The organism is Marinilactibacillus kalidii, from assembly GCF_017599325.1.
GTDB lineage: Bacteria > Bacillota > Bacilli > Lactobacillales > Carnobacteriaceae_A > Marinilactibacillus > Marinilactibacillus kalidii.
Genome location: NZ_JAGFVM010000042.1, coordinates 19544 through 42197, shown reverse-complemented (window position 1 = coordinate 42197; position 22654 = coordinate 19544). Strand labels below are relative to the sequence as shown.

17 protein-coding genes are annotated in these 22654 nt (G+C 37.2%); 10 read left to right on the top strand and 7 right to left on the bottom strand.

The window, feature by feature from the left end; translation table 11 throughout:
- The 4 genes from J5J05_RS10160 to J5J05_RS10145 all read right to left on the bottom strand — a co-directional run.
- Positions 1 to 443, bottom strand: a 443-nt coding sequence (locus J5J05_RS10160; protein ID WP_208560574.1) for a transposase family protein, incomplete at its 3' end; no start/stop codon positions are given.
- A gap of 138 nt (positions 444 to 581) precedes the next feature.
- Positions 582 to 1523: a 1,4-dihydroxy-2-naphthoate polyprenyltransferase gene (gene menA, locus J5J05_RS10155; protein WP_208560573.1), complete on the bottom strand. Its 942-nt coding sequence runs from the start codon at positions 1521 to 1523 to the stop codon at positions 582 to 584.
- A gap of 2 nt (positions 1524 to 1525) precedes the next feature.
- Positions 1526 to 2593 carry an FAD:protein FMN transferase gene (locus tag J5J05_RS10150; RefSeq protein ID WP_425270359.1) on the bottom strand — a complete coding sequence of 356 codons (1068 nt, stop codon included), beginning with the start codon at positions 2591 to 2593 and terminating at the stop codon, positions 1526 to 1528.
- Between the two features lie 140 nt (positions 2594 to 2733).
- Positions 2734 to 3261, bottom strand: a complete 528-nt coding sequence (locus J5J05_RS10145; protein ID WP_208560571.1) for an FMN-binding protein — start codon at positions 3259 to 3261, stop codon at positions 2734 to 2736.
- Positions 3262 to 3557: 296 nt separating this feature from the next.
- Between J5J05_RS10145 and J5J05_RS10140 the strand changes: the two genes are divergently transcribed.
- Both J5J05_RS10140 and J5J05_RS10135 read left to right on the top strand, forming a co-directional pair.
- Complete coding sequence (locus J5J05_RS10140; RefSeq protein WP_208560570.1) at positions 3558 to 5396, top strand: FAD-dependent oxidoreductase; 1839 nt, start codon at positions 3558 to 3560, stop codon at positions 5394 to 5396.
- Between the two features lie 96 nt (positions 5397 to 5492).
- Positions 5493 to 6473: a polyprenyl synthetase family protein gene (locus J5J05_RS10135; protein WP_208560569.1), complete on the top strand. Its 981-nt coding sequence runs from the start codon at positions 5493 to 5495 to the stop codon at positions 6471 to 6473.
- A 166-nt stretch (positions 6474 to 6639) separates the two neighbouring features.
- Here J5J05_RS10135 and J5J05_RS10130 read toward each other — a convergent pair whose 3' ends face one another.
- Positions 6640 to 7620: an L-lactate dehydrogenase gene (locus J5J05_RS10130; RefSeq protein WP_208560577.1), complete on the bottom strand. Its 981-nt coding sequence runs from the start codon at positions 7618 to 7620 to the stop codon at positions 6640 to 6642.
- 334 nt (positions 7621 to 7954) lie between these two features.
- Here J5J05_RS10130 and J5J05_RS10125 point away from each other — a divergent pair, with 334 nt between their 5' ends.
- The 3 genes from J5J05_RS10125 to J5J05_RS10115 all read left to right on the top strand — a co-directional run bounded on the left by J5J05_RS10125 (position 7955) and on the right by J5J05_RS10115 (position 13420).
- A complete protein-coding gene (locus J5J05_RS10125) occupies positions 7955 to 9919 on the top strand; it encodes a S9 family peptidase (RefSeq protein ID WP_208560568.1) in 1965 nt (654 codons plus the stop codon).
- Positions 9920 to 10136: 217 nt separating this feature from the next.
- Positions 10137 to 11711 (top strand): aspartate 4-decarboxylase, encoded by a 1575-nt coding sequence (gene aspD, locus J5J05_RS10120; RefSeq protein ID WP_208560567.1) that lies wholly within the window; start codon positions 10137 to 10139, stop codon positions 11709 to 11711.
- 371 nt (positions 11712 to 12082) lie between these two features.
- The gene (locus J5J05_RS10115) at positions 12083 to 13420 is read left to right on the top strand and encodes a PTS sugar transporter subunit IIC (RefSeq protein ID WP_208560566.1); all 1338 of its coding nucleotides are present in this window, start codon (positions 12083 to 12085) and stop codon (positions 13418 to 13420) included.
- Between the two features lie 38 nt (positions 13421 to 13458).
- Here the strand turns inward: J5J05_RS10115 and J5J05_RS10110 are convergent, their stop codons facing one another.
- Entirely contained in the window at positions 13459 to 14094 is a 636-nt protein-coding gene (locus J5J05_RS10110) for a uridine kinase family protein (RefSeq protein ID WP_208560565.1), read from the bottom strand.
- Positions 14095 to 14248: 154 nt separating this feature from the next.
- The gene (glmS, locus tag J5J05_RS10105; RefSeq protein WP_208560564.1) at positions 14249 to 16057 is read right to left on the bottom strand and encodes a glutamine--fructose-6-phosphate transaminase (isomerizing); all 1809 of its coding nucleotides are present in this window, start codon (positions 16055 to 16057) and stop codon (positions 14249 to 14251) included.
- Positions 16058 to 16480: 423 nt separating this feature from the next.
- Here glmS and J5J05_RS10100 point away from each other — a divergent pair, with 423 nt between their 5' ends.
- The 5 genes from J5J05_RS10100 (at position 16481) to J5J05_RS10080 (ending at position 22580) form a co-directional block, all read left to right on the top strand.
- Positions 16481 to 17941, top strand: a complete 1461-nt coding sequence (locus J5J05_RS10100; protein ID WP_208560563.1) for a PTS mannitol transporter subunit IIBC — start codon at positions 16481 to 16483, stop codon at positions 17939 to 17941.
- Positions 17942 to 18049: 108 nt separating this feature from the next.
- Positions 18050 to 20134 carry a BglG family transcription antiterminator gene (locus J5J05_RS10095; RefSeq protein ID WP_208560562.1) on the top strand — a complete coding sequence of 695 codons (2085 nt, stop codon included), beginning with the start codon at positions 18050 to 18052 and terminating at the stop codon, positions 20132 to 20134.
- Positions 20135 to 20148: 14 nt separating this feature from the next.
- Complete coding sequence (locus J5J05_RS10090; RefSeq protein ID WP_208560561.1) at positions 20149 to 20592, top strand: PTS mannitol transporter subunit IIA; 444 nt, start codon at positions 20149 to 20151, stop codon at positions 20590 to 20592.
- Complete coding sequence (locus J5J05_RS10085) at positions 20592 to 21746, top strand: mannitol-1-phosphate 5-dehydrogenase (RefSeq protein WP_208560560.1); 1155 nt, start codon at positions 20592 to 20594, stop codon at positions 21744 to 21746. Before J5J05_RS10090 ends, J5J05_RS10085 begins: the two co-directional genes overlap by 1 nt.
- 297 nt (positions 21747 to 22043) lie before the next feature.
- Positions 22044 to 22580 (top strand): hypothetical protein, encoded by a 537-nt coding sequence (locus tag J5J05_RS10080; RefSeq protein WP_208560559.1) that lies wholly within the window; start codon positions 22044 to 22046, stop codon positions 22578 to 22580.
- The last annotated feature ends 74 nt before the right edge of the window (positions 22581 to 22654 follow it).

The following is a 22654-nucleotide window of genomic DNA, read 5'->3' as shown; positions in this document are numbered from 1 at the left end:
ATCAGTCTTTGAACCGTTGTAGCAGAAACATGGGTCTCTAAAGCGATGTTTTTGACAGATCGAGCTTCAGAAGCGTTTACGAGAACAGCCGCTTTGATAAAGTTTGAAATGAAGCAGTTCTCCTGTACGATGGGTGTTGAAGCAGTAAACGTTCTCTGACAGTTCTTACATTTGAACCGCTGTTTCTTCACATTAAGGTAAGTTGGAGTGACACCTGTTGTTGGGAAAGTAACGCTGGAAGTCTGAGATCCGTTTTTATAAATAGAATAGTTCTGATTGGGTTCTCCACAATGTTTACATGCCGTAGGCATGTAAGAGAGCGTACAGTAGATAAATTTACAGTAATGATTTTTAAAGAGTGCATAAGAAACGCAATCTTCCTCAAATAAGAGATTTTTGTCTTGAATATCGAGTACTTTTTGCATATCATTTGATGTAAGCAAGTGAGTTCCCCCTATGAATGTTTGGTTTTAGGCGACTATCATTCTACAGGAGAACTCACTTGTTTTCTAATTTAATCATAGAAAAAAGACGCTAGTGATTTCTCACCAACGTCATATATTATAGAACCTTTTTTGTTCTCAAGAAATCCATAAACTAATTGCAATTAGAAGGACTTCTGTTCCACAAAATAATACAAGATTTTTTATAGAGATGATAAACGTTTTCTCTTTGATTTGTGCGTGATTAAACTGTTTTAAATTTCTTGTAATCGGTATAAGTGTAAATAAAATCAACAGCAGAATAGGGTGGAGCAATTGTAAGGCCACTGCGATGATAATAACGAGGTAACTCGCGTATACGAGCAAATTGAATAGCTGGATACCTCTTTCTTTACCGATGTAGTAGGGAAGCGTATAACGATGATTTAAGATGTCTACAGATAAATCACATAAATTATTCGCAAGCATGATATTTGCAATCATAAAAACGATTGGTAAGGAAACGAACAAAATAACCGCAAGCAAGACACTATCGCCAGTAATCATAAATGTAGGAAACTGATAAATCAAGTCTATAAGCAATCCTTCTTCTGTATTCACGAACACAGAAATAAAAAATATACCAAACCCCATAGTTAGACCTGAAACGGCTTCTCCTAAAGGCATTCTCGAAATTGGAACAGGTCCAAATGTATAAAAAATGCCAATTAGAAAGCATAATCCACCCATAAATAATAACAATAGACTTGTCCTATAGACCAATAAGATACCGAGTAAGGAAGCTACAGTAAGCATGGTGATGATCAAAGAAGTGACAAATCGCTCAGAAATACCAGATTGGCCAATAATATTAACATTTTTTTTGTAATCATCGGCTTTAGCCTTTTGATAGTCCATTAAATTATTAATAGCTGTTGTGGTCATATCGAAAATCAACATAGAAACAAAGAAAATCAAAGTATTCAGAAAGTCGAAGGTTTGAAAATAATAAAGTGTGAATAAAGTCCCAATCAAAAAAGGAAATAAACTAGCTAGTTTAGTCTTGATCTCTACTAAATCTAGAAAAACTTTAGTTGTCATCGCTATTCTCCATTCTTTAGATTGAAGTCTGTGTTTGTCAGTTCAAAGTCTTTCAGACCTTCCGACAAATAGACATCTTTATTTTTTGTTACAAAAATAGCATCTACACCATCGAGTTGATTTACAAACGCCAAACCATCATCTAAACCTTTAGAAAATAAAGAGGTAGATAATGCATCACCGTCAATCGACTGTTCTGTCACAACACTCACACCAGCTAAGTCATTGTCGAAAGGATAGCCGGTTTCGGGGTTCATCAAGTGAGGATACTGCTTGCCATCGACTTCAAGAAATCGTTCATAAATACCTGAAGTAACGATCGACTGGTTACTTGCAGGAAGTGATCCCAAAATCTTACCGCGATCTTCAAAGGGATCTTGAATACCAACATTCCATTCTTCTTCAATATTTCGAGGACTATTCCCTAAAACGTATAGATTACCACCTAAATCAATAATAGCCGTATCCACGCCGTTTTCTTTAAGAACATGGACGACTTCATCTGTGATAAATCCTTTTGCGATTGCACCAAGATCTAAACGCATTCCTGGTTCTTTCAAGAAGACAGATTTTTCCTGATCGTTTAATTCTACTTTTGTGTAATCAACTAAAGCAAGTGCTTGGTCAATTTCACTTTGCTCAGGCAAACGCGCTTCGGGGTAACCAATTCTCCAAAGATTAGTCAGAGGACCAATCGTTAAATCAAAGCTTCCGTCTGTTTTTTCACTGTATTCTACAGAAGTGCGAATCAATTTGTATAAATCATCAGATACTGCCACTGGTTGCTTACCAGCAGCTTCATTAATTGCTGAAATCATTGAGTATTCACCGGATTCTTCTGTGGTAATAAATTTAGCTAATGCTTCAATCCGATCGAACGCAGTCGTGAGTACATCTTCTTTATCGTCATTATAAATAGATAGCTTAACAACGGTTCCCATTAAAAATTCAGTCTCTTCATAGGGAGTAGAAGAAAGTTTACGATCATCAGTGGATGGATTACGTCCGCAACCTGCTATTAAGCTTAAAGCGAAAAGTAATGAAAGCAACTGAAAGTATCCCTTTTTAATATTCATTTAACTAGCTCCTTCAATCATTGTGGCAGAACAAGTAAAGACAAAAGCAGACCTTAGATGATTACCTAAGGTCTGCTTATATCAAAGTACTTTTAACTATTATAATTCAAAATAATAGTGGACGAAAGATAAAATTAGTTGCTGACCTCAATTGTTTCTGTATTTCCTTCTTTAGCTGCGTCAACTAATTGTTGTGCGTATTTGATGAAGCTTTCAGATGAGTGTGTTGCGCCTGATACAGCGTCTACTTCAGAAGGATCTTGTTTCTCTTCAAGTTCACCATTTAAAGTTGGAATATAGTCAGCAGGGCCTACACCTACTTTTTCAGACATGTTTTCTTGATAAGCTTCATCTTCAGATTTTAAGTTACCGTCTTCATCTTCATAGTTATAGTCTGATTCAGTAATTGCGCCATCTTCGACAGTGATATCGAATAATACACGCCAACCGTTCTCGTCAAAATTTTCTTCTCTTAAGGAATATGAACCATCTTGTAGCTCGCCAGAAGCAGTAGAATCTGTTGCTGCTTCCTCAGTTGTTGCATCCTCAGTATTGCTGTCTTCCTTCTCAGAAGCTGCATCATCTGAGTTTCCACAAGCTGCTAATATAAGTGTAGATGTAAATAAAGTTGTAGCGAATTTGATGCTTTTTCTAATTTCCATGGTATTCCCTCCATAATAGATATAAGTGCTAAACAATTTTATATTGATAACTGTTGAACAAACACAGTATACAACGTCAGAATTAGTTTGTCTATACTTTCACAAAAAATAATAAATCTAATATAAAAAATTAGATGATTAGTTATTTAATTCCTTTTATCAAACTGTATTTCAAAAAGTATAGACAAGTTATCTCGTTTTCGTTATAATAAATCCATCGAGACAATTGTGAAAAGATTATCAATTGCAAATGCACTGTTTTTCACAATGATACATTCATAAAAGGAGATACCATCATGCCACAGATTAATATTGTTGTTGTCGGAGGAGGATTTGCAGGCGTATCCGCTGCTAAATCGCTCTCAAAGAAATTGAAGAAAAATGAACAGGTGAAGATCACGTTGATTGATCGTCATCCGTATCACACTTATATGACGGAATTACACGAAGTAGCCGGGGGTAGAGTAGAACCGAGTGCCATTCAATACGATCTTCAGCGATTATTCGCAAGAAGAAAAAATGTTGAACTGATTACGGACAATGTTACTGAGTTAAATCATGAAGATAAAATAGTTATCACGGAAAATGGTCAATATAACTACGATTACCTTGTGCTAGGTATGGGTGGAGAAGCTAATGATTTCGGTACACCTGGAGTTAAAGAGAATGGATTTACACTATGGTCTTGGGAAGATGCGGTCCGTATCCGTCGTCATATCGAAGATATGGTTGCCTTAGCTGCTAGAGAGAGAAACCCAGAGAAGAGAGCTGCAATGCTCAGATTTGTTGTATGTGGCTCTGGTTTGACAGGAATCGAAATGATTGGCGAACTCGTTGACTGGAAACCTGTTCTTGCTGATAAGTATCACATTGATGCAAATGAAATCGAATTAGTCGTCGTTGAGGCGCTGCCAGAGATTTTATCAACGATTCCTCGAGTCGATTCAAATAAAGTAGAAAAATACTTAACTAAAAAGAAAGTCCGAATCTTAACAGAAGCACCTGTAGTAAATGTAACCAATAATGAAGTAGCACTAAAAACAGGGGAAACACTGCCAACGCATACACTAATTTGGGCAGCAGGCGTTAAAGCTAATTCAGATGCAGAAAATTTTGGGACAGAGACAGCACGTGCGGGTAGGCTAGTTGCAAATGAATTTATGGAAGCAAAAGATTTGGATAATGTATATGTAATAGGAGACCTCGTATACTACGAGGAAAATGGTAAACCAACGCCTCAGATTGTTCAAGCGGCAGAACAAACAGGACATACTGCTGCTAAAAATATTACTGCTGCAATAGAAGGTGGCGAAAAACATCCTCATGAATCTAACTATCAAGGTACATTAGTATCTGTCGGTTCTACTTACGGTGTTGCTTATTTGTTCGATAAAATTCATCTAAGTGGATTTTTAGCTATTCTTATGAAGCATATCGTTAATTTGAAATATTTCTTTGATATTCGTTCTGGCTATTATATGACACAATATATTTTCCACGAATTTTTCCACATCAAGAATAAACGTAATATATTCCGTGGGCATTTATCTAGATATGGTAATGTATTATGGAGCGTACCTTTGAGGGTTTTCTATGGGAGCATGTGGTTAATTGAGGGATTGAAAAAAGCGTTTGGTATATTAGGATCTGAGAGCTGGTTTGGTGATGAAGTTTTACTACCTTTCTCATGGTTACAAGATCCAACCTCGGGTGCTTCAGAAGCAGTTGAAGAAGTAGCAAAACCAATTTTTGGACTAAGCTATGTTTATGGTGAAGAACCAATGAGAGTATTTGATCACGCACCAGGGTGGTTTGAAAGCATTATGGAATTGATGATTCCAAATACTGAAATGGCTTTGTTTTTCCAAAAATTCATGACATGTGTTGAAATTGCAATTGCTCTTGCATTGATCTTTGGGTTATTTACTTGGTTAACCAGTGCAGCAACGATTGGATTAGTTGTTTCGTTTGCACTTTCAGGAATGTTCTACTGGGTAAATATCTGGTTCATTTTTGTTGCGATAGCTTTAATGAACGGATCAGGAAGAGCGTTTGGTTTAGATTATTATGTTATTCCCTGGATTCAGGAAAAAGCAGGCTTATGGTGGTACGGAAAAGAAAGATCTCTTTACTAAGAAGTAGATTATCATTAAAATGATGAGTGGAGGCGTGAGACAGACGCGTCTCTACTTTTTTCATGTTCCAATTATCATATTAAAAAGGAGATACACATGGCAGTACATTCGATGTGGAAACCGTATCCTGAGTTGGCAAATGAACTGAATAGTGTCAAAAAACTTATTGACCAATCGATTCAGATGCGAAACAAAGAAGTAGAAGCGGTATTGAAGGACGTTTTCAATCGTGGAGGTAAGATGTTGCGGCCAGCCTATACACTATTATTTTCAACGTTCGGTCCAGACCATGATATAAAGAGGGCCAGAGCAATAGCAGCTTCTGTTGAATTGCTTCATACGGCTACACTTATACATGATGATATTATTGATGATTCCCCCTTGCGTAGAGGACAAGAGACGATCCAGTCTCGTTATGGAAAAGATGCGGCAGTTTATGCTGGAGACTATTTATTCACCGTATCGTTTCGGTTACTGGCGCAATATGCGCAAAGTAATCGCCAGCTTGAGATCAATACAAAGGGAATGGAAAGAATATTGATGGGTGAGCTGGACCAGATGCATCTGTATTACAATCTACGAATGACGATGCGACAATACTTGACACAAATATCTGGAAAAACAGCACAACTATTTGCACTTTCTTGCTATGCTGGTTCAATCGAAGGTGGTCTATCAGAGAAGGAATCAAGAAAAGGGTATTATATAGGAAGTGATATAGGTATGGCTTTTCAACTATTAGATGATATTCTGGATTATACACAGACTAGCGAAACATTCGGCAAACCTGTTTTAGAAGATGTCAGACAAGGGATTTATACAGCACCGCTCATTTTTGCAATGCAAAAGAATCGTTCGCTGTTTTTACCACTACTAGAAAAGCAAAAGCAGATGACAGATCAAGATATGCGGAAAGTGCAGCGATTGGTTATTGAATTCGGTGGTGTAGAAGAAGCGCAGCTACTAGCCCAAAAATACACAGATAAGGCAATGAAAAGAATAAAGGCTTTACCTGAAACGAATGAGAAGATGATTCTTTCGGAAATAACAACGCAATTATTAGAAAGAAGACAATAAAAATAGGACAACTGGTAGCTGTTTTTCCAGTTGTTTTATTTTTTTTCATTTTAGAAGCTTTCTCAGCTAAACAATGAGTCACTTAATAAAATAACCATACAAAATGATAACGCTTACTTAAATACCTAATAACTAGTACGAACGGTTAGGTTCGTACTAGGGAAGACTAGTCTTTGAAAGCTAGATCTGGACTGTTTTTCAATGCTTCGTTAAGATGTTCACGAATTGTTTGAGCAGAATGTTTCATTTTTTCTTTTTCAGAATCGTTCAAAGGAATTTCAATGATTTTTTTAATTCCGCCTTGGTTAATGATAGCGGGTGTACCAATGTAAATATCTTCTTCACCGTATTCTCCTTCTAAAAGAACAGATAAGGGTAATACGGCATGTTCATTATTAAGAATGGCTTTTGTTATTCTAGCAAGTGAAACACCGATACCATAGAAAGTAGCGCCTTTTTTCTCGATAATATTATAAGCGGCATCACGTACTGAAAAGAAAATATCTACTAATGCTTTTTCATCAGTGTCAGGATTATTTTCGATCCATTCATTGATTTGTAGACCAGCAACATTTGCATGAGACCATACTGGGAACTCAGTATCTCCGTGTTCACCCACGATGTAGCCGTGCACGTTACGAACATCTACATCAAGTAAATTAGCAATAGCTTGACGGAAACGAGCGCTATCTAGAGAAGTTCCTGAACCGATAACTTGTTTCGCAGGCAATCCTGACCATTTATAGACAGCGTAAGAAAGAATATCAACAGGGTTTGTTGCTACAAGGAAAATGCCATCAAAACCACTGGCCATTACACTATCTACAACGCTTTTAGTAATGCGGAGATTTTTTTCAATTAAGTCAAGTCTAGTTTCGCCTGGTTTCTGATTTGCACCGGCTGTATAAACAATCAAATCAGCGTTGGCGCAATCTTCGTAGTCTGCAACGTATAATTTCATGGGTGCTGTGAATGCTAGTGCACTACTTAAATCCATTACATCGCCTTCGGCTTTATCTCGATTGACATCAATGATTCCTAACTCTTGCCCGATATTTTGATTGATAAGAGAATAAGCATAGCTAGATCCTACTGCGCCATCTCCGATTAAGATGATTTTTTGTTGGTCTTTTAGTGAACTCACAATAACACGCTCCTTAGAATTTTTATATCATTTTCTATAAGCTCATTATATCACAAATGAATAATATATGCGTGAAAAATAACAATTTTAACTAAAGAATTTAGGCATCCTTTTCTGGGTGATAATAAAATGAATATAATTAGAATTTTATCATTAAATAGTATTGACTAACCTAACAATGAATGGCAGAATTGTAATAAGTTATGAATTATAATAAAGAAATTATCTATAAAGGGTAGGTTTAATAAATGAGTCTTTACTTTATTTAATATATTCTCTTTGATATAACTAATAGTAATATTCTGATGAATTATTTTAACCAGAAGGAGCTAGTCATTTGAAAACATTAAAAGCAGAAAGTTTGTTTGAATTAAAAACTGTTTCACAACCGAAGGTGTGGAAGGACTTCGTTTTCTTCGTTGAAACGGTATTAAAAGAAGAAGAAAATGAATACCAAACTTCTATTTATAGTGTACATAAAAACACGCAAGAAAAAGTACATTGGGGGGATAGTGGCTCGGCTAATGTAGAGATTGACTTATCACCAAGTGGTAAATGGCTATCTTATCTGTCTAATAATACAAAAGACAAGAAACCACAGATATTTTTGATTCCCTTGACTGGGGGCTCTGCTTTTCAGCTGACAGAAGAAAAAGAGGGCGTTTCGACTTATCAATGGTCCAGTAATAGTGCAGGGCTATATTATCAAACATCGAGAAAAACAAATGAAGTAGCGAGTGATGAAGAAACCAGCAGTAAAAAAAGACCAGAACCGAAAGTCATCACGACCCTACAATATAAAATGGATGGGAGAGGTATCAACCCAAGTGATCTTACCTATCAAATCAAAAAAATTGAAGTTGCGACTAAACAAACTCAAGTGATTCTGGAGAATGATCGTCCTATAGGATTGAGTTATGTCTCTAAAGATGAAAGTTATCTTCTATTAGCTGATAAACTGGATCCGGAAGATGAATGGGTCTATGGTGGTAGCGTCTATAAATATGATTTGAAATCAAAGAAGATGGCAGCTATTACTAAAGCGATCCCTAAAGGAAGTTTCCGCTTTGCAGCAGCCAATGAAAAAGAAGATTACTATCTGTTGGTTGGAAATGACTTTGAATTCGCGTTTGTATCTCAAGCAAAACTATATGGTTATGATGTTTCTAATCAAAAACTAACGTGTCTGACAGAGACGTTGGATGCAGAAGTTGGGGATACGATCATTAGTGACTTCCACCAGAATGTAACAGATTTTCCAGTACAGTGGATGAATAATGAAGAGTTTCTTTTCCCAGTGACAGAGCATGGAAAATTACAAGTTTATCAAGGAAATAGAAAAAGGCAGCTTGAAAAGCTAGTTGATGAGAAAGTGCATTATACTGGTGGTGATTTAATAAGCGAGCAACACCGCGTTGCAGTAACCTATTCAACAGCAACCAAACCGAGTGAAGTGGGCATATTGAATCTAGAAACAGGTGAAATCGAAAAACTATATAATCCAAATGAAACCTTTTTACAAACACACAAACTCGTTGAGCCGGAAATGTTCTGGTATAAAGGTGCGGATGATTGGGACATTCAAGGATGGTATATGGATCCGGTCGACAAGAAAGAGAAACATTCAGTGATTTTGTATATTCATGGCGGTCCGCATGTTTGTTATGGTGAGACCTTCTTCCATGAGATGCAGAAATTAGCTGCTCAGGGATATGGTGTAATCATGCTAAATCCTCGAGGCGGTAATGGGTACGGTCAAGCGTTTGTTGCATCTATTTTAGGAGATTACGGTAACAAAGATTATGAAGATCTGATGATTGGAACAGACTATGTTCTCGATCAGCATCCAGAGATCGACACTGAAAATGTATATGTTGCCGGTGGTAGTTATGGTGGGTTTATGACAAACTGGATCGTAGGACACACTGACCGTTTTAAAGCAGCCGTTACACAACGATGTATCTCGAACTGGATCAGTTTTTATGGTACGAGTGACGTTGGTCCGCACTTTGTAGAATTTCAATTACAGCATGATTTAAGTGACATGCAAGAATTATGGAAAATGTCTCCCCTTGCTTATGCAGGAAATGTCAAAACACCCCTATTGGTTATTCACGGAGAAGAAGATTTAAGATGTCCTCAGGAACAGGCAGAACAAATGTATATTGCGATGAAAAAGCAAGGCGTAGATACTAAATTGATTACCTTCCCTCAATCGAGTCATGGACTTTCAAGAATGGGTCTACCAAACTTAAGACTTGCAAGAATGGAAGCAATTGTTGAATGGTTTGAAAAACATTAAAATGAGAAAGAAAAACGACTTCAAGCTAATGGAGTCGTTTTTTTATACAAAAAATAATGATTCAGCGAATTAAAAAACACTCATAATCGAGGTGTTATATGAGAATTTATATAAAATCCCGTAATAACAGCATTTGCATTTGGTTAATAGAAGTGTGTTTGTTATACTCAGTAACGAATACGGAGAAAATAATCCGAAAATAACTAGGAGTGGAATTTTGAAACAGGATCTTGAAAGTCTTAGCCCATTTGAACTGAATTTATATTTAGAAAGCACCATGCAGAAAACCCCTAATACGAAAGAATTTTTAAACGCAGGTAGAGGGAATCCTAATTGGACAGCCCCAATCCCGAGAGAAGCTTTTTTCCTATTAGGGGAATTTGCAGTAAAAGAAACAATGCTAGGTGAGAATCGACAAATCGCTGGCATGATAAAAGAAGACAGTAGTCGGTCGGAACGATTTGAAGCGTTTCTTGATTCGAAAGATAGCCAAGGTGCTGAATTACTGAACGAGATTTGGCAACAGGCAGGTCATTTGATGGGGATGCCTAAAGAAAGCTGGCTGAAACATATGTTGGATGATGTCATTGGAGATAATTACCCCCATCCAGAGAGAATCTTAGAAGCTAGCGAAGAACCAATCAAACAATATCTTCATCATGAATTATTTGATTCAAAAAGTGTACCTTTTGATGTGTTTGCTGTAGAAGGTGGAACGGCTGGTATTGTCTATACCTTTAATTCTTTAGTAAATAATGCGTTGTTGGAGCAAGGGGATACGATTGCCTTACTCATCCCAACATTTGCACCTTATATGGAAATTCCTGAATTGCCGGAATATGGATTTGACGTTCAGTACATTCGTTCAGAATTAGTGACCATCAACGGGGAAACCAGTTATCAGTTTCCTACAAAGGAACTTGACCGCTTAAGAGATGAGTCTATCAAAGCAGTATTTGTCGTTAATCCAAGTAATCCTACAGCTAACGCAATTTATGGTGATTCTATTGATCAACTAATCGATATCGTAGAAAAAGATAATCCGAATCTGATGATTCTTTCAGATGATGTTTATGGAACCTTTTTGAATCAGTTTACTTCTTTATTTACAGTCTTACCATATAATACAGCATGCATTTACTCGTATTCAAAATATTTTGGTGCAACAGGTTGGAGAATTGGAACCATTGCACTAGCAAAAGAAAATATTTTTGATGATCGTTTGGCACAATTGCCGATTGAGAAAAAAGAAATATTGAATCAGCGATACGAGACACTTACCTCAGATCCTGAATCGATTTCGTTTATCGATCGATTGGTTGCAGATAGTAGATCAGTGGCGCTGAATCATGCGGCAGGCTTATCAGCCCCACAACAAGTTATGATGACATTATTCAGCTTATATGCTTTATTGGATACAAAAGATGTCTATAAGCAAGAAGTTATCAGTATCTGTCAGAAGCGAGGCAAGGCACTCTATGATTCGCTTGGTATGCTGATGCCAATCAAAGAACTGAATACTGCTTATTATTGTGAAATCGACTTTGAATGGTGGCTTAAACAGAAGTATGAGCAGCCTTTCGTAGACTATGTTCAAAGTAACTGGACAATGACCGATCTGGTTGCCAAGCTAGCTGAAGAAGAACAATTGATGTTGCTGAAATCAGAAGCTTTCGGTTCAAGTAAATGGACGGTTAGAGTTTCTTTAGCCAATTTACCAACGAAAACATATGCTGAAATTGGAAATCGCATTACAAGTATGGTAGAGCGCTTGTACCAAAATTATCAATAAATCTATCAGGTGTGTACGCAAAGCTGCGTGCACGCTTTTTTTGTATAAAATCATGAAATGTATAATTTTGACTAGAAGTTATATTCGAAAAGAATATTGATTTTAAAATGGCTTAACCCTGTGTATGTAATGGATTACATATTGGAAACGTTGATATAACAATGAAGAAAACGCTTGTTTAAATTATTTTGGAATATATAATAGAACTATCTAGATGATCATGGTCACTTAAAAGTATCGTTTACGAAACAAAAAATTTGATTCAAGATGCTGAAAATATACAATCAAAAAGTGTAGTTTCAGAGCGCACATCTTGTGTCAAAATCAAAAATGAAAACGCTTAATAATTTTAACAGGGAGAAGGTATTTACATGGAAAACGCACTAGATAAATTATCAGATGTTCTTTCACCACTTGCCTTTAAATTAGATGCTAACCGTTACTTATCGGCTGTTAAAGCAGGATTCTTTGGAGCGATGTCTCTTTTGATCATTGGGTCTATATTCTTGCTGTTTGCCAATCTGCCTATTGAAGGATACGACGGATTCATGTCCAGTATTCTTGGTGCAGAATGGAAATCATACTTTGAAGTCCCGTACGATATGACAATGGAGATCATGACGCCCTTTGTTATGATTGGTATGGCTAAGTCATTAGCTAATTATTATAAAGTGGATGATATAGGTGCGATTTTAGTATCTTTAGTAGCATTCTTCATTTTAACACCAACAATTACTGGTGCTGATGAAGTTAGAGGGATTCCAATGCTGAATTTGAGTGCAAGTGGTTTATTCGTAGGGATGATTTCTGCAATTATTGCCACTGAAATTTATAGAATGGTTATTCAAAAAGGTTGGGTGATCAAGCTGCCGGATGCTGTTCCATCTAACGTGGCACGATCTTTTTCAGCCTTGATTCCTGCATTCTTTGTGATTGTATTATTCAACTTTATTCGAATAGGTTTTAGTCTGATTTCTTATGAAACTGCCCACGCATTTATTTTTCAAATTTTACAAATGCCACTTTTAGCACTATCGAGAACATTACCAACGACATTTATTATTTTCATTTTTGAAGGGTTATTGTGGTCTTTTGGGATTCATGGTTCTAATATTGTTGGAGCAGTAATGAACCCTATTTGGTTGAACTTAACAGCGGAAAATTTGGCAGCATTTAAGATTGGTGCTGAATTACCTAATATTATTAACGCGCAATTTTACAACAATTTTATTAAGTTAGGTGGTGCGGGCGCAACGTTAGGCTTAGCATTTTGTATTGTACTTTTTGCAAAGTCTCAACAATATAAAACACTTGGGAAGTTAGCATTGGTTCCTGGATTATTCAATATCAATGAACCGCTGATTTTTGGATTACCAATTGTATTGAACCCAATCATGATGATTCCATTCTTGTTGATGCCTTTAGTGATGTCGGCACTGACTTACTTTGTGATGTCAGCAGGGTTTGTGCCATACGCAAATGGTGCTAATATTCCGTGGACTACACCACCGATTATTTCGGGATTCTTACTCAGTGGATGGAGAGGCGGCGTGTGGCAGATGATTCAAATAGTATTATCCGCCGGAATCTATTATCCATTCTTTAGAATCGTAGATCAAAAAGCTTATAAATTAGAAACAGAAGGAACAGAAGCCATTGAACGCGTTGAAAGAGGCGGTGTACAAGCGACACAACCTACTGAGGCTTAACATAGAAAAGAGGCTGGGAAAAGTCCCAGCCTCTTTTTCTATATTCGCTCGATTTTGATTTGATCTTGCGAGGTATCAGCCACTAGATTGAATAATTGACTGAAAGGGTGCATAAAAGTTTGGTATTGAATTCGTCGTTCGGCGTGAGAGTCCGCTAAAAATGCCAAACTAGATCCTCTTTCTTTTAAATCTCGTTCATTTCTACGAAGCCATTCGGTCTCGTCATCTGAGTATAAATAGATAGCGTAATCCAATAAATCGGGTTCAATAAAAGCTACACTCATGCCTTCGACTAATGTGATCTGTTTTTCGGAAGACAAAATAGTCTGCTTGAGGTAAGGAACATTCATAGTTTTTAATGCATACCCTTCTTTTATCATAAAAAGATCTCTTTCGAGTGCTAATGTATGATGCGCTGCTGGATGGCAAGCAGTCATTTTATAAGTATGGTCTTTCCCGAAATAGTTATAAGTGATTTTAGTGTGCTTTCTTACAGCTGCACTAACGATGTAAGGATCAGTGTTAAGGTAATTGACAAAGTCTTTTCCTAGCTTATCGATCAGTGATAAAGCAAGTGTGGTTTTACCTGATGCGCCATGACCGGATATGCCAATAATAATCGGTTTTGACAACTGTTCGATCTGATTGATGATAATTTGAGTTAGTTTATCCAAGTATCTATTCCTTTCTATAATAATATGATTTCTTATTGTACGTTAATATCAAGGAATTGACGAAACGATTTTTCAAAGATTAAGACAAAAAAATAGAACCCCACCTCAGAAATTGTTTAGATGACTAAGGTGAGGTTCTTATTTTGAGCAGTTATTATTCTACAGTTACAGATTTCGCAAGGTTACGAGGTTTATCAACGTCGTTACCACGGTGTAATGCAGTGTAGTATGCAATTAACTGTGTTGGGATAACACTGACTAACGGTGTAAGAAGATCGTGAACTTTTGGCAAGACATAAGCATCTTCTTGACGATCTAATCCTTCCATAGAAATAATCATACTATGTGCACCACGAGAAATAACTTCGTGCGCATTTCCACGTGTATGTGGACCAGATACAGCATCGGTAATGATCGAAACGACTGGTGTATTATCTTCGATCAAAGCGATCGTACCGTGTTTCAATTCCCCAGAAGCCCATCCTTCAGCTTGAACATAAGAGACTTCTTTTAGTTTTAATGCAGCTTCCATAACCACGTAGTAATCAATACCGCGACCGATATAGAAAGCATTTTTACTTGTGCTCAGGTGTGTGACAGATAAGTGTTCAAAGATTTCGTGATCACTAATGATTGTTTCAATCGCGTTAGCGATAATACCGAGCTCATGGGCAACGTCGATAGAAATTTCCATGCCGTTGAAACGAGCAACGCATTCAGATAGGATTGCTAAAACAGCGATTTGAGCAGTATAAGCTTTAGTTGAAGCAACTGCGATTTCAGGTCCAGCATGTAAAAGAAGTGTATATTTAGCTTCACGAGATAAAGTCGAACCTGGTACGTTTGTCAAGGTTAAAGAAGGATGTCCTGCTTTATTAACTTGTACAAGTACTTGACGACTATCGGCTGTTTCGCCTGACTGAGATAAGAAAATGAAGAATGGTTTTTCAGTCAATAATGGCGTATTGTAAGCAAACTCACTAGCAAGGTGAACTTCAGTCGGTGTATTCGTTACACGTTCAAGTAACTGTTTTCCAACCCAACCAGCATTATAACTTGTTCCACAAGCGACGATATATACACGGTCGCTATTTTTGATTTCAGTGAGTACAGCTTCGTCAACTTCAAGTGTACCTTCTTCGTTTTGGTATTGTTGAACAAGCTTACGCATAACAGCAGGTTGCTCATCGATTTCTTTGATCATGTAGTATGGGTAAGTACCTTTACCAAGATCGTTTGCATCAATGTGAGCGGTGTAAGTGTCACGTTCGACAACTTCTCCAGCAAGGTCTTCGATTTTAATCGAATCTTTTGTTAAAGTAGCGACTTCTCCATCCATTAATTCGATGAATTGAGTTGTTTCTTGTACCATTGCCATGGCATCAGACGAAATAACGTTGAAACCTTCGCCAGTACCTAATAGTAATGGCGATTTATTTTTAGCAGCAAATAAAGTATCTGGTTGTTCGCTATCAACTAAAGCAAGTGCGTAAGAACCTTTTAAAGTAACGATTGCTTTTTTGAAAGCGTCGATCGTATCCAGATTTTCAGATTCGACGAACCAAGCAATTAACTGAACAATGACTTCAGTATCGGTTGTGCTGTGGAAGTGTACATCTGATAGGTAAGCGTCTTTGACTTCTTCGAAGTTCTCGATTACACCATTATGTACAATAGTGAAACGGCCGCTTGTTGATTGGTGAGGGTGTGCATTCTCCACACTCGGAACACCGTGAGTAGCCCAACGAGTATGTCCGATACCAGAATGAGCTGAAACAGATTGGTCTACTTTGTCGCGAAGTGCAGCGATACGACCTTTTTCTTTGAATAAATGACCTTGATCTTCATCATCAGTAATGTAGATTCCCGCTGAATCATACCCACGGTACTCCAATGTATCTAAACCTCTTAGTAAAATTTCCTTAACGTCCTTGTGACCAATATATCCTACGATTCCGCACATATATTTTCCTTCTTTCTTTTTTAAGGTATAGACCAAAATGATATTGGTATATACTGTTTTTTTAGTGTGTATCTTTGGTTGCTTCACAATACTATAATCAATGACGTGGTTTGTCAAACAGAATAAATGAATTATAAATAAAATTGGTATACTTGATAATTGTATTAAGGGATTGACTCCTTTTTACTTAATAATCTTAAGTCAAACTGGTTTTACTTAACAATATAAAGTAGAAAGCACGAAGCGCTTAATATTCTAAAGAGGGAATGTTGAGGCAAAGAAGTGGTGATGAAAGCACAATTTTGTCAAAAGCAAATTGACAAACCTCTAACTAGTGTAAGTAGTAATTTGTTTGAATAGCGCTTACAATGCAAATGTAAGGGTTAGCAATTAGAAAAATCTAATATAAAAGGAGAATGCAAAATGCAACAGACACAAAGTAGAGGTGGCAAATCTTTTGTTCAGCGCTTAGGTTCATACCTCAGTGGAATGATTATGCCGAACATCGGAGCGTTAATAGCTTGGGGGATATTAACAGCTTTGTTCATTCCAGATGGTTTCCTGCCAAACGAGGATTTTGCTTCAATGGTAGGTCCTATGATCAACTATTTGATTCCGATTCTCATTGCCTATCAGGGCGGTAGCATGGTTCATGGTCAACGTGGAGCGGTCGTTGGGGTTATTGCCGTGATGGGGGTAATCTTAGGAGCGCCTGAGGCACCGATGTTACTTGGCGCGATGGTTGTTGGTCCGTTTGGTGGGTATATGATCAAACTATTCGATGATTTTTTCGGGGATAAAATTCCAACTGGACTTGAGATGCTCGTCAATAACTTCTCAAGCGGTATCATCGGATTCATATTATCTTTATTGGCTTTCGTTGTAATAGGTCCAGTATTTTTAGGATTGAACCAAGCGATGGCTGCGGGTGTAGAATGGATCATCAACGCTAACTTGCTCCCATTAGTAAACGTCTTTATTGAACCAGCTAAAGTATTGTTCTTAAATAATGCAATCAATCATGGTATTTTCACACCACTTGGTGCGCAACAAACGGCTGAAACAGGTAGATCGATTATATACTTGCTTGAAGCAAATCCTGGACCCGGACTTGGTATCTTACTTTCTTATATGGTCTTTGGTAAAGGTTCAGCAAGATCGTCATCATTCGGAGCGGTATTTATTCACTTCATCGGTGGGATTCACGAAATCTATTTCCCTTATGTATTAATGAAACCTGCGATGTTCTTAGCTGCGATTGCTGGTGGTGTAGCCGGTACATTCACAAACGTTATTCTAGGTGGAGCATTGCGTTCTCCTGCTTCTCCAGGTTCAATTATTGCGGTATTGGGTGCGACAGCTAGTGGCGCTTATGTTGCAGTTATTTCGAGTGTGCTTATTGCTGCAGCTGCATCATTTGCAGTCGGTTCTCTTATCTTGAAATTAGATCGTTCTGATGATAGTGAAGAAGCACTAGATGCTGCAATTGCTAAATCAAGTGCGAACAAAGCCCAAGCTAAAGGTCAAGTCACAGCAAACGACGCAGGTGCGGTTGGTGCTGGTGACGTTGCAACAGGAGTAGATGCTGTTGAAGACAAGCTAGTGAATAAAATCATCTTTGCTTGTGATGCTGGAATGGGGTCCTCTGCAATGGGTGCTTCTCTTATGAAGAAAAAAGTAAAAGAAGCAGACCTGAATATTAGCGTGACAAATTCTTCCATCAATAATTTACAAGATGAAGAAGGCTTATTGGTCATCACACAAGAAGAATTGACGGAACGAGCTTCTCAACGTACACCTAGTGCAGTACATGTTTCTGTGGATAACTTCTTAGGTAGTCCAAAATATGATGAAATCATCAACAAAATCAGGAATCAATCTTAATCACCAGGTGAGCTTATTGGCTCAAAGGGATACGCATAGAAGACAGTGCAGAATTTCACTGTTTTCTATGTTTTCGTTTAAACATTAGAAGGTATTTAAAGAAAAGAGGTGAACGACCTGTACATCTCAAATAGAGAAAAAATGATATTGGCATTGTTACTGAATCAGAAAAACGGGGTAACGATCAATTATTTAGCGAATCAACTAGAGGTTAGTACACGAACAATCTATAGAGAAATCGCTAGTCTTGAGAGTACGATTGCGCAATATCAATTGAAATTAGCAAAAGAAAATGATGGCTATTCTATTGAGGGAAACAAAGATTCCGTAGAAGAACTCAAGACCGAGCTCTACACTTCTTCTGATGAATTGTCGTCTAAAAAAAGGCAAAGCTTGTTGATGATTACGCTATTGCTTGAAGAAGAAGAAATAAAGACAGAATCGTTAGCCTATCAATTGAAAGTGAGTGCAGGAACGATCCAACAAGATCTCCAAACAATCGAAGATATTTTCAAAGAATATGACATTAAAATTTTAAAAATGAAAGCAAGAGGCATTAAAGTCGATGCTTCAGAAACATCTTTAAGACTGATCGTGAGTGGGCTTATTGCCAGTGAATTGAATGAATATAATTTTTTTAGATTGTTTGAAGATCAATCCAGACTCTCTAAACAGAGATTTCATGAACATTCAAATCCTTTTCTGGACATATTAGATCCTGAAGTCATGGCATCCGTTTATAGCGTCGTTAAAGAGAACGATGGTTTTCAATTTGGAGAAGTGAATGATACGCAACTTCAGAGTCTGATATTATTTCTGACATTTACAGTAATGCGCATAAATTCAGGCTATACAATCAATCAAACGAAGAGTAGCAAGACAAGTGACCACATAGTTCGTGACCGTAGTAGAGGAATCGCTAAAGATATCTTGAGGAAACTTGATGATATAAGCGATGGCTCTGATATTCCACAAGAAGAAATCATCTTTTTAGCCTTACAGATTGATGGACTAAATGTCCCTTTGAGAGATGAATTTTCTGAAGATTATGATCTGCAGTTAAGCTACAAAGTGAGAGAACTCATTCGTGCTGTATCAGAAGATATGACCATGCAGTTTTATCAAGATGAGACACTGTTTAAAGATTTATTTGCCCATATTTCAGCAGCAGTAAAACGAAATAAAGCACCAATGCCTGAAATGAACAATCCTCTTCTTGAGAAAATCCAAGATGAGTACACTGAATTGAGCGAGATGATTCAAAAACGTATGGAAGAAATTTTTCCGGAATTCACGTTTCAATTCAATGAATTACTCTACGTAGTTGTACATTTTGCTTCTGCATTTGAACGAAACGCAAGTGTCCAATTGCTCAATGTATTGATTATTTGCTCAAGCGGTATGGGGACTGCAAAAATACTAGAAAGTCGCTTACGTAAAAATATATCCGAAGTGACCACGGTAGATGTTTCCAGAATATCTCAGTTGCATCAATTGAACTACGACCAGTACGACTTGATTCTATCAACCATTTTCCTTCAAGGATTTGAAAAAGAGTACAAAGTAGTAACCCCTTTATTGATGGATGACGAATTGAAAAGTATTCGAAAATATATCGAGCAAGTCTTACGCAAAAAAATCAAAAAAATACGAAACAAAGATCGGCTACTAGAAAAAGCTGAAGCACAAAAGACATTTAAGGATTTCTTTGAAGAGATGGTAAAGGTGAATCGATTGCTTGAATCCTTTTCTATTCAAAAAGTAGGTGTATTTGGAACGTTGCAAGAAACACTCCAACAGATTTGTAGTCATTTACCAAAAGCAGTGTCGAATGAGCCGATGGCGGTTGCTGAAAAACTAGAGAAGCGGATGAATTCTGCACCTATTGGGATTCCGAATACGGGGCTAGGTTTGTTTCATTGTATTCATCCATCAATTGAAGAACCGTATTTTAGTATAGTTGATCTTCCGAAATCCTTTGACCTCATGAATATGGAAAAGAAAAATATGCAGCTAGATCGCATTTTATTGTTACTTGCACCTGAACCGATGGACATACCAATACAAGATATGATGGGTACCATCAGTGCTTCAATTGTAGAAAGTGATGCTAGTTTGAATTTATTCAATAAAGGTTCTGAAGATCAGATAAAACAACATTTAAATCAAATATTTTTAGACAAAATGAAGTAGGAGAGATAAAAGATATGGAGATTTTAAGAAAAGAAAACGTCGTATTGAATCAGACATTTAGTCATAAGGAGGAGGCCATTCGTAAAGCTGGACAATTACTAGTGGATGGCGGTTATGTAAAACCGGATTATATCGAATCAATGATCGAGAGAGACCAGACTGTTTCAACGTTCATGGGTAATTTTATAGCGATTCCTCACGGTAGAGAAGAAGCGAAAGACTTGATTGATGCAACGGGGATTTCAGTTGTTCAGGTACCTAACGGGGTTAATTTTGGAGAAGAGGGAGAAGATAAACTAGCGATGATCGTTATTGGGATTGCTGGAGCGGGTGATGACCATCTGGAAGTACTCTCCCAAATTGCGATTTATTGTTCTGAAATAGAAAACGTGACAAAATTAGCGGATGCAAAATCTAAAGAAGAGATCGTTCAATTACTAGGAGGTATCGAAGCATAATGCTGACAGTACATTTTGGCGCTGGAAATATTGGACGCGGCTTTATTGGAGAAGTTCTAAATCAAAATCAATCTCGTATCGCATTTGTTGATGTGAATAAAGTCGTTATTGATGCTTTAAATGAACAGAAAGAATACACGATCGAAGAAGCTTCGGAAGAAAATCGTATCATTAGAGTGAATAATGTTTATGGTATTAATAATGCTGAGCATCCTGAAGAAGTTGTGGAAGCTTTAACAACGGCAGATCTCATCACGACAGCGATTGGTCCGAATATTTTACCACATATTGCGCCGTTGATCGCAGAAGGTATAGAACAAAGACGTGTTAATGATAACAAAACACCCATTGATGTAGTAGCTTGTGAAAATATGATTGGTGGTAGTACATTCTTAAAAGAAGAAGTACTGAAACATGTCTCCAACGAGGAGACGCGCAGCTATATTGAAAAGTATGTTGGCTTTCCTGATGCTGCTGTCGATAGAATCGTTCCTCAACAAACACATGAAGATCCACTAAAAGTGACTGTAGAACCCTACAAAGAATGGGTCATTAGTGCTGAACAGTCGAAAAATGACAAATTAAAGCTGGAAAGTGTCAAATATGTTGCTGATTTAGAGCCGTATATTGAAAGGAAATTATTCACTGTCAATACAGGTCACGCAACCGTTGCTTATAATGGCGCATATGCTGGATATGAGACAATCGATGAGTCTCTTAAGGATGAACAGATATTAGCTGAAGTGAAAAATGTACTGAGAGAAACAGGAGCCTTGCTCGTTGATAAGTGGCAATTTGATTCTGAAGAACATGAAGCGTACATCGAAAAAATCATTTCACGATTTGAAAATCCTAGGTTATCGGATGGTGTAACGCGGGTCGGAAGAACACCGATACGTAAATTGGGTTACGACGAGCGCTTTATTAGACTAATCAGGGAAGCTTTTGAACGCGACCTTTCCGTGGATCACTTAGTGAAAACTGTCAGTAAGGTTCTTTATTACAATGACCCTGCTGATACAGAAAGTGTAGCACTTCAAGCACGCCTGAAAAATGAAGAAACAAAGAACGTGATTAGCGAAATTACAGGACTTCAATCAGATTTATTATTAGATAAAATCCTAGAAACGTATAATCTGCTTGAAAGAAAATGAAAGCGATATAAGATCAAAGTTTGAATCATGTGTGTTTGGTTAACTATCTGATTATATTATATTATTAATCATCATATTATCATTTTAAAAAAAGCGAGTTTTATTCGATTTTGATGATAATTACCTTTGATAAAGGATTTAAACATTCTTTGGCTTATTATGTAGCTGTTTTTTTGGTTAAAATCAATTGTTATAATTCTCTTATTATGGTAGTATACTGTTGAAAGATTAGTAAGATTTAACTTTTCTGAAATGTTCAGGAAAGTGATCTATCGTAAAATAGGGGGAGAAAGAAAAATGGACTACAAAAAAATCGTTGGGTTATTAGCTGTATCTGGTTTGATGCTAGCTGCGTGTGGGAATGATGAAGAATCGACAGATACTGGTACGGAAATGTCAGACGAAGAGGCAACAGATACAGAAGAATCTGGCGATAGCGCGATGGATATCATCGACGATATCGATTCTGATAGCTTGGATTATACATCTCCAATTGAAATGGAAATTGTCGGTGCACAATGGACAGCTGATGGATATGTATACGCACCAGTAAGTGGCGAAGCTGTAATTACAGGATCAGTTTCAGCTTCTGAAGAAGACACAGAAATCATCGCTTATGTTATTCAAGACGGAAAAGTAATTGAAAAACCAGCTGTTGAAGAAGGCGGGTTTACTTATGCTGTTCCAACGCCGGATGAAGATATGACCTTTGAAGTGGGTGTCTCTGATGATGATAGTTGGCAAGTAGGGGACGAAGCCAATACAGACGAATTGGTTCGTTACGAAACGATTATTGTTTCTTCAACTGAAGCTGAACCAGCTGCTGAAGAATAAAAATTTGAAATCGAGTTAGACTATAGATCGAAATGTCTATTTAATAGACATTTCGGTCTATTTGTTTTGTGAAA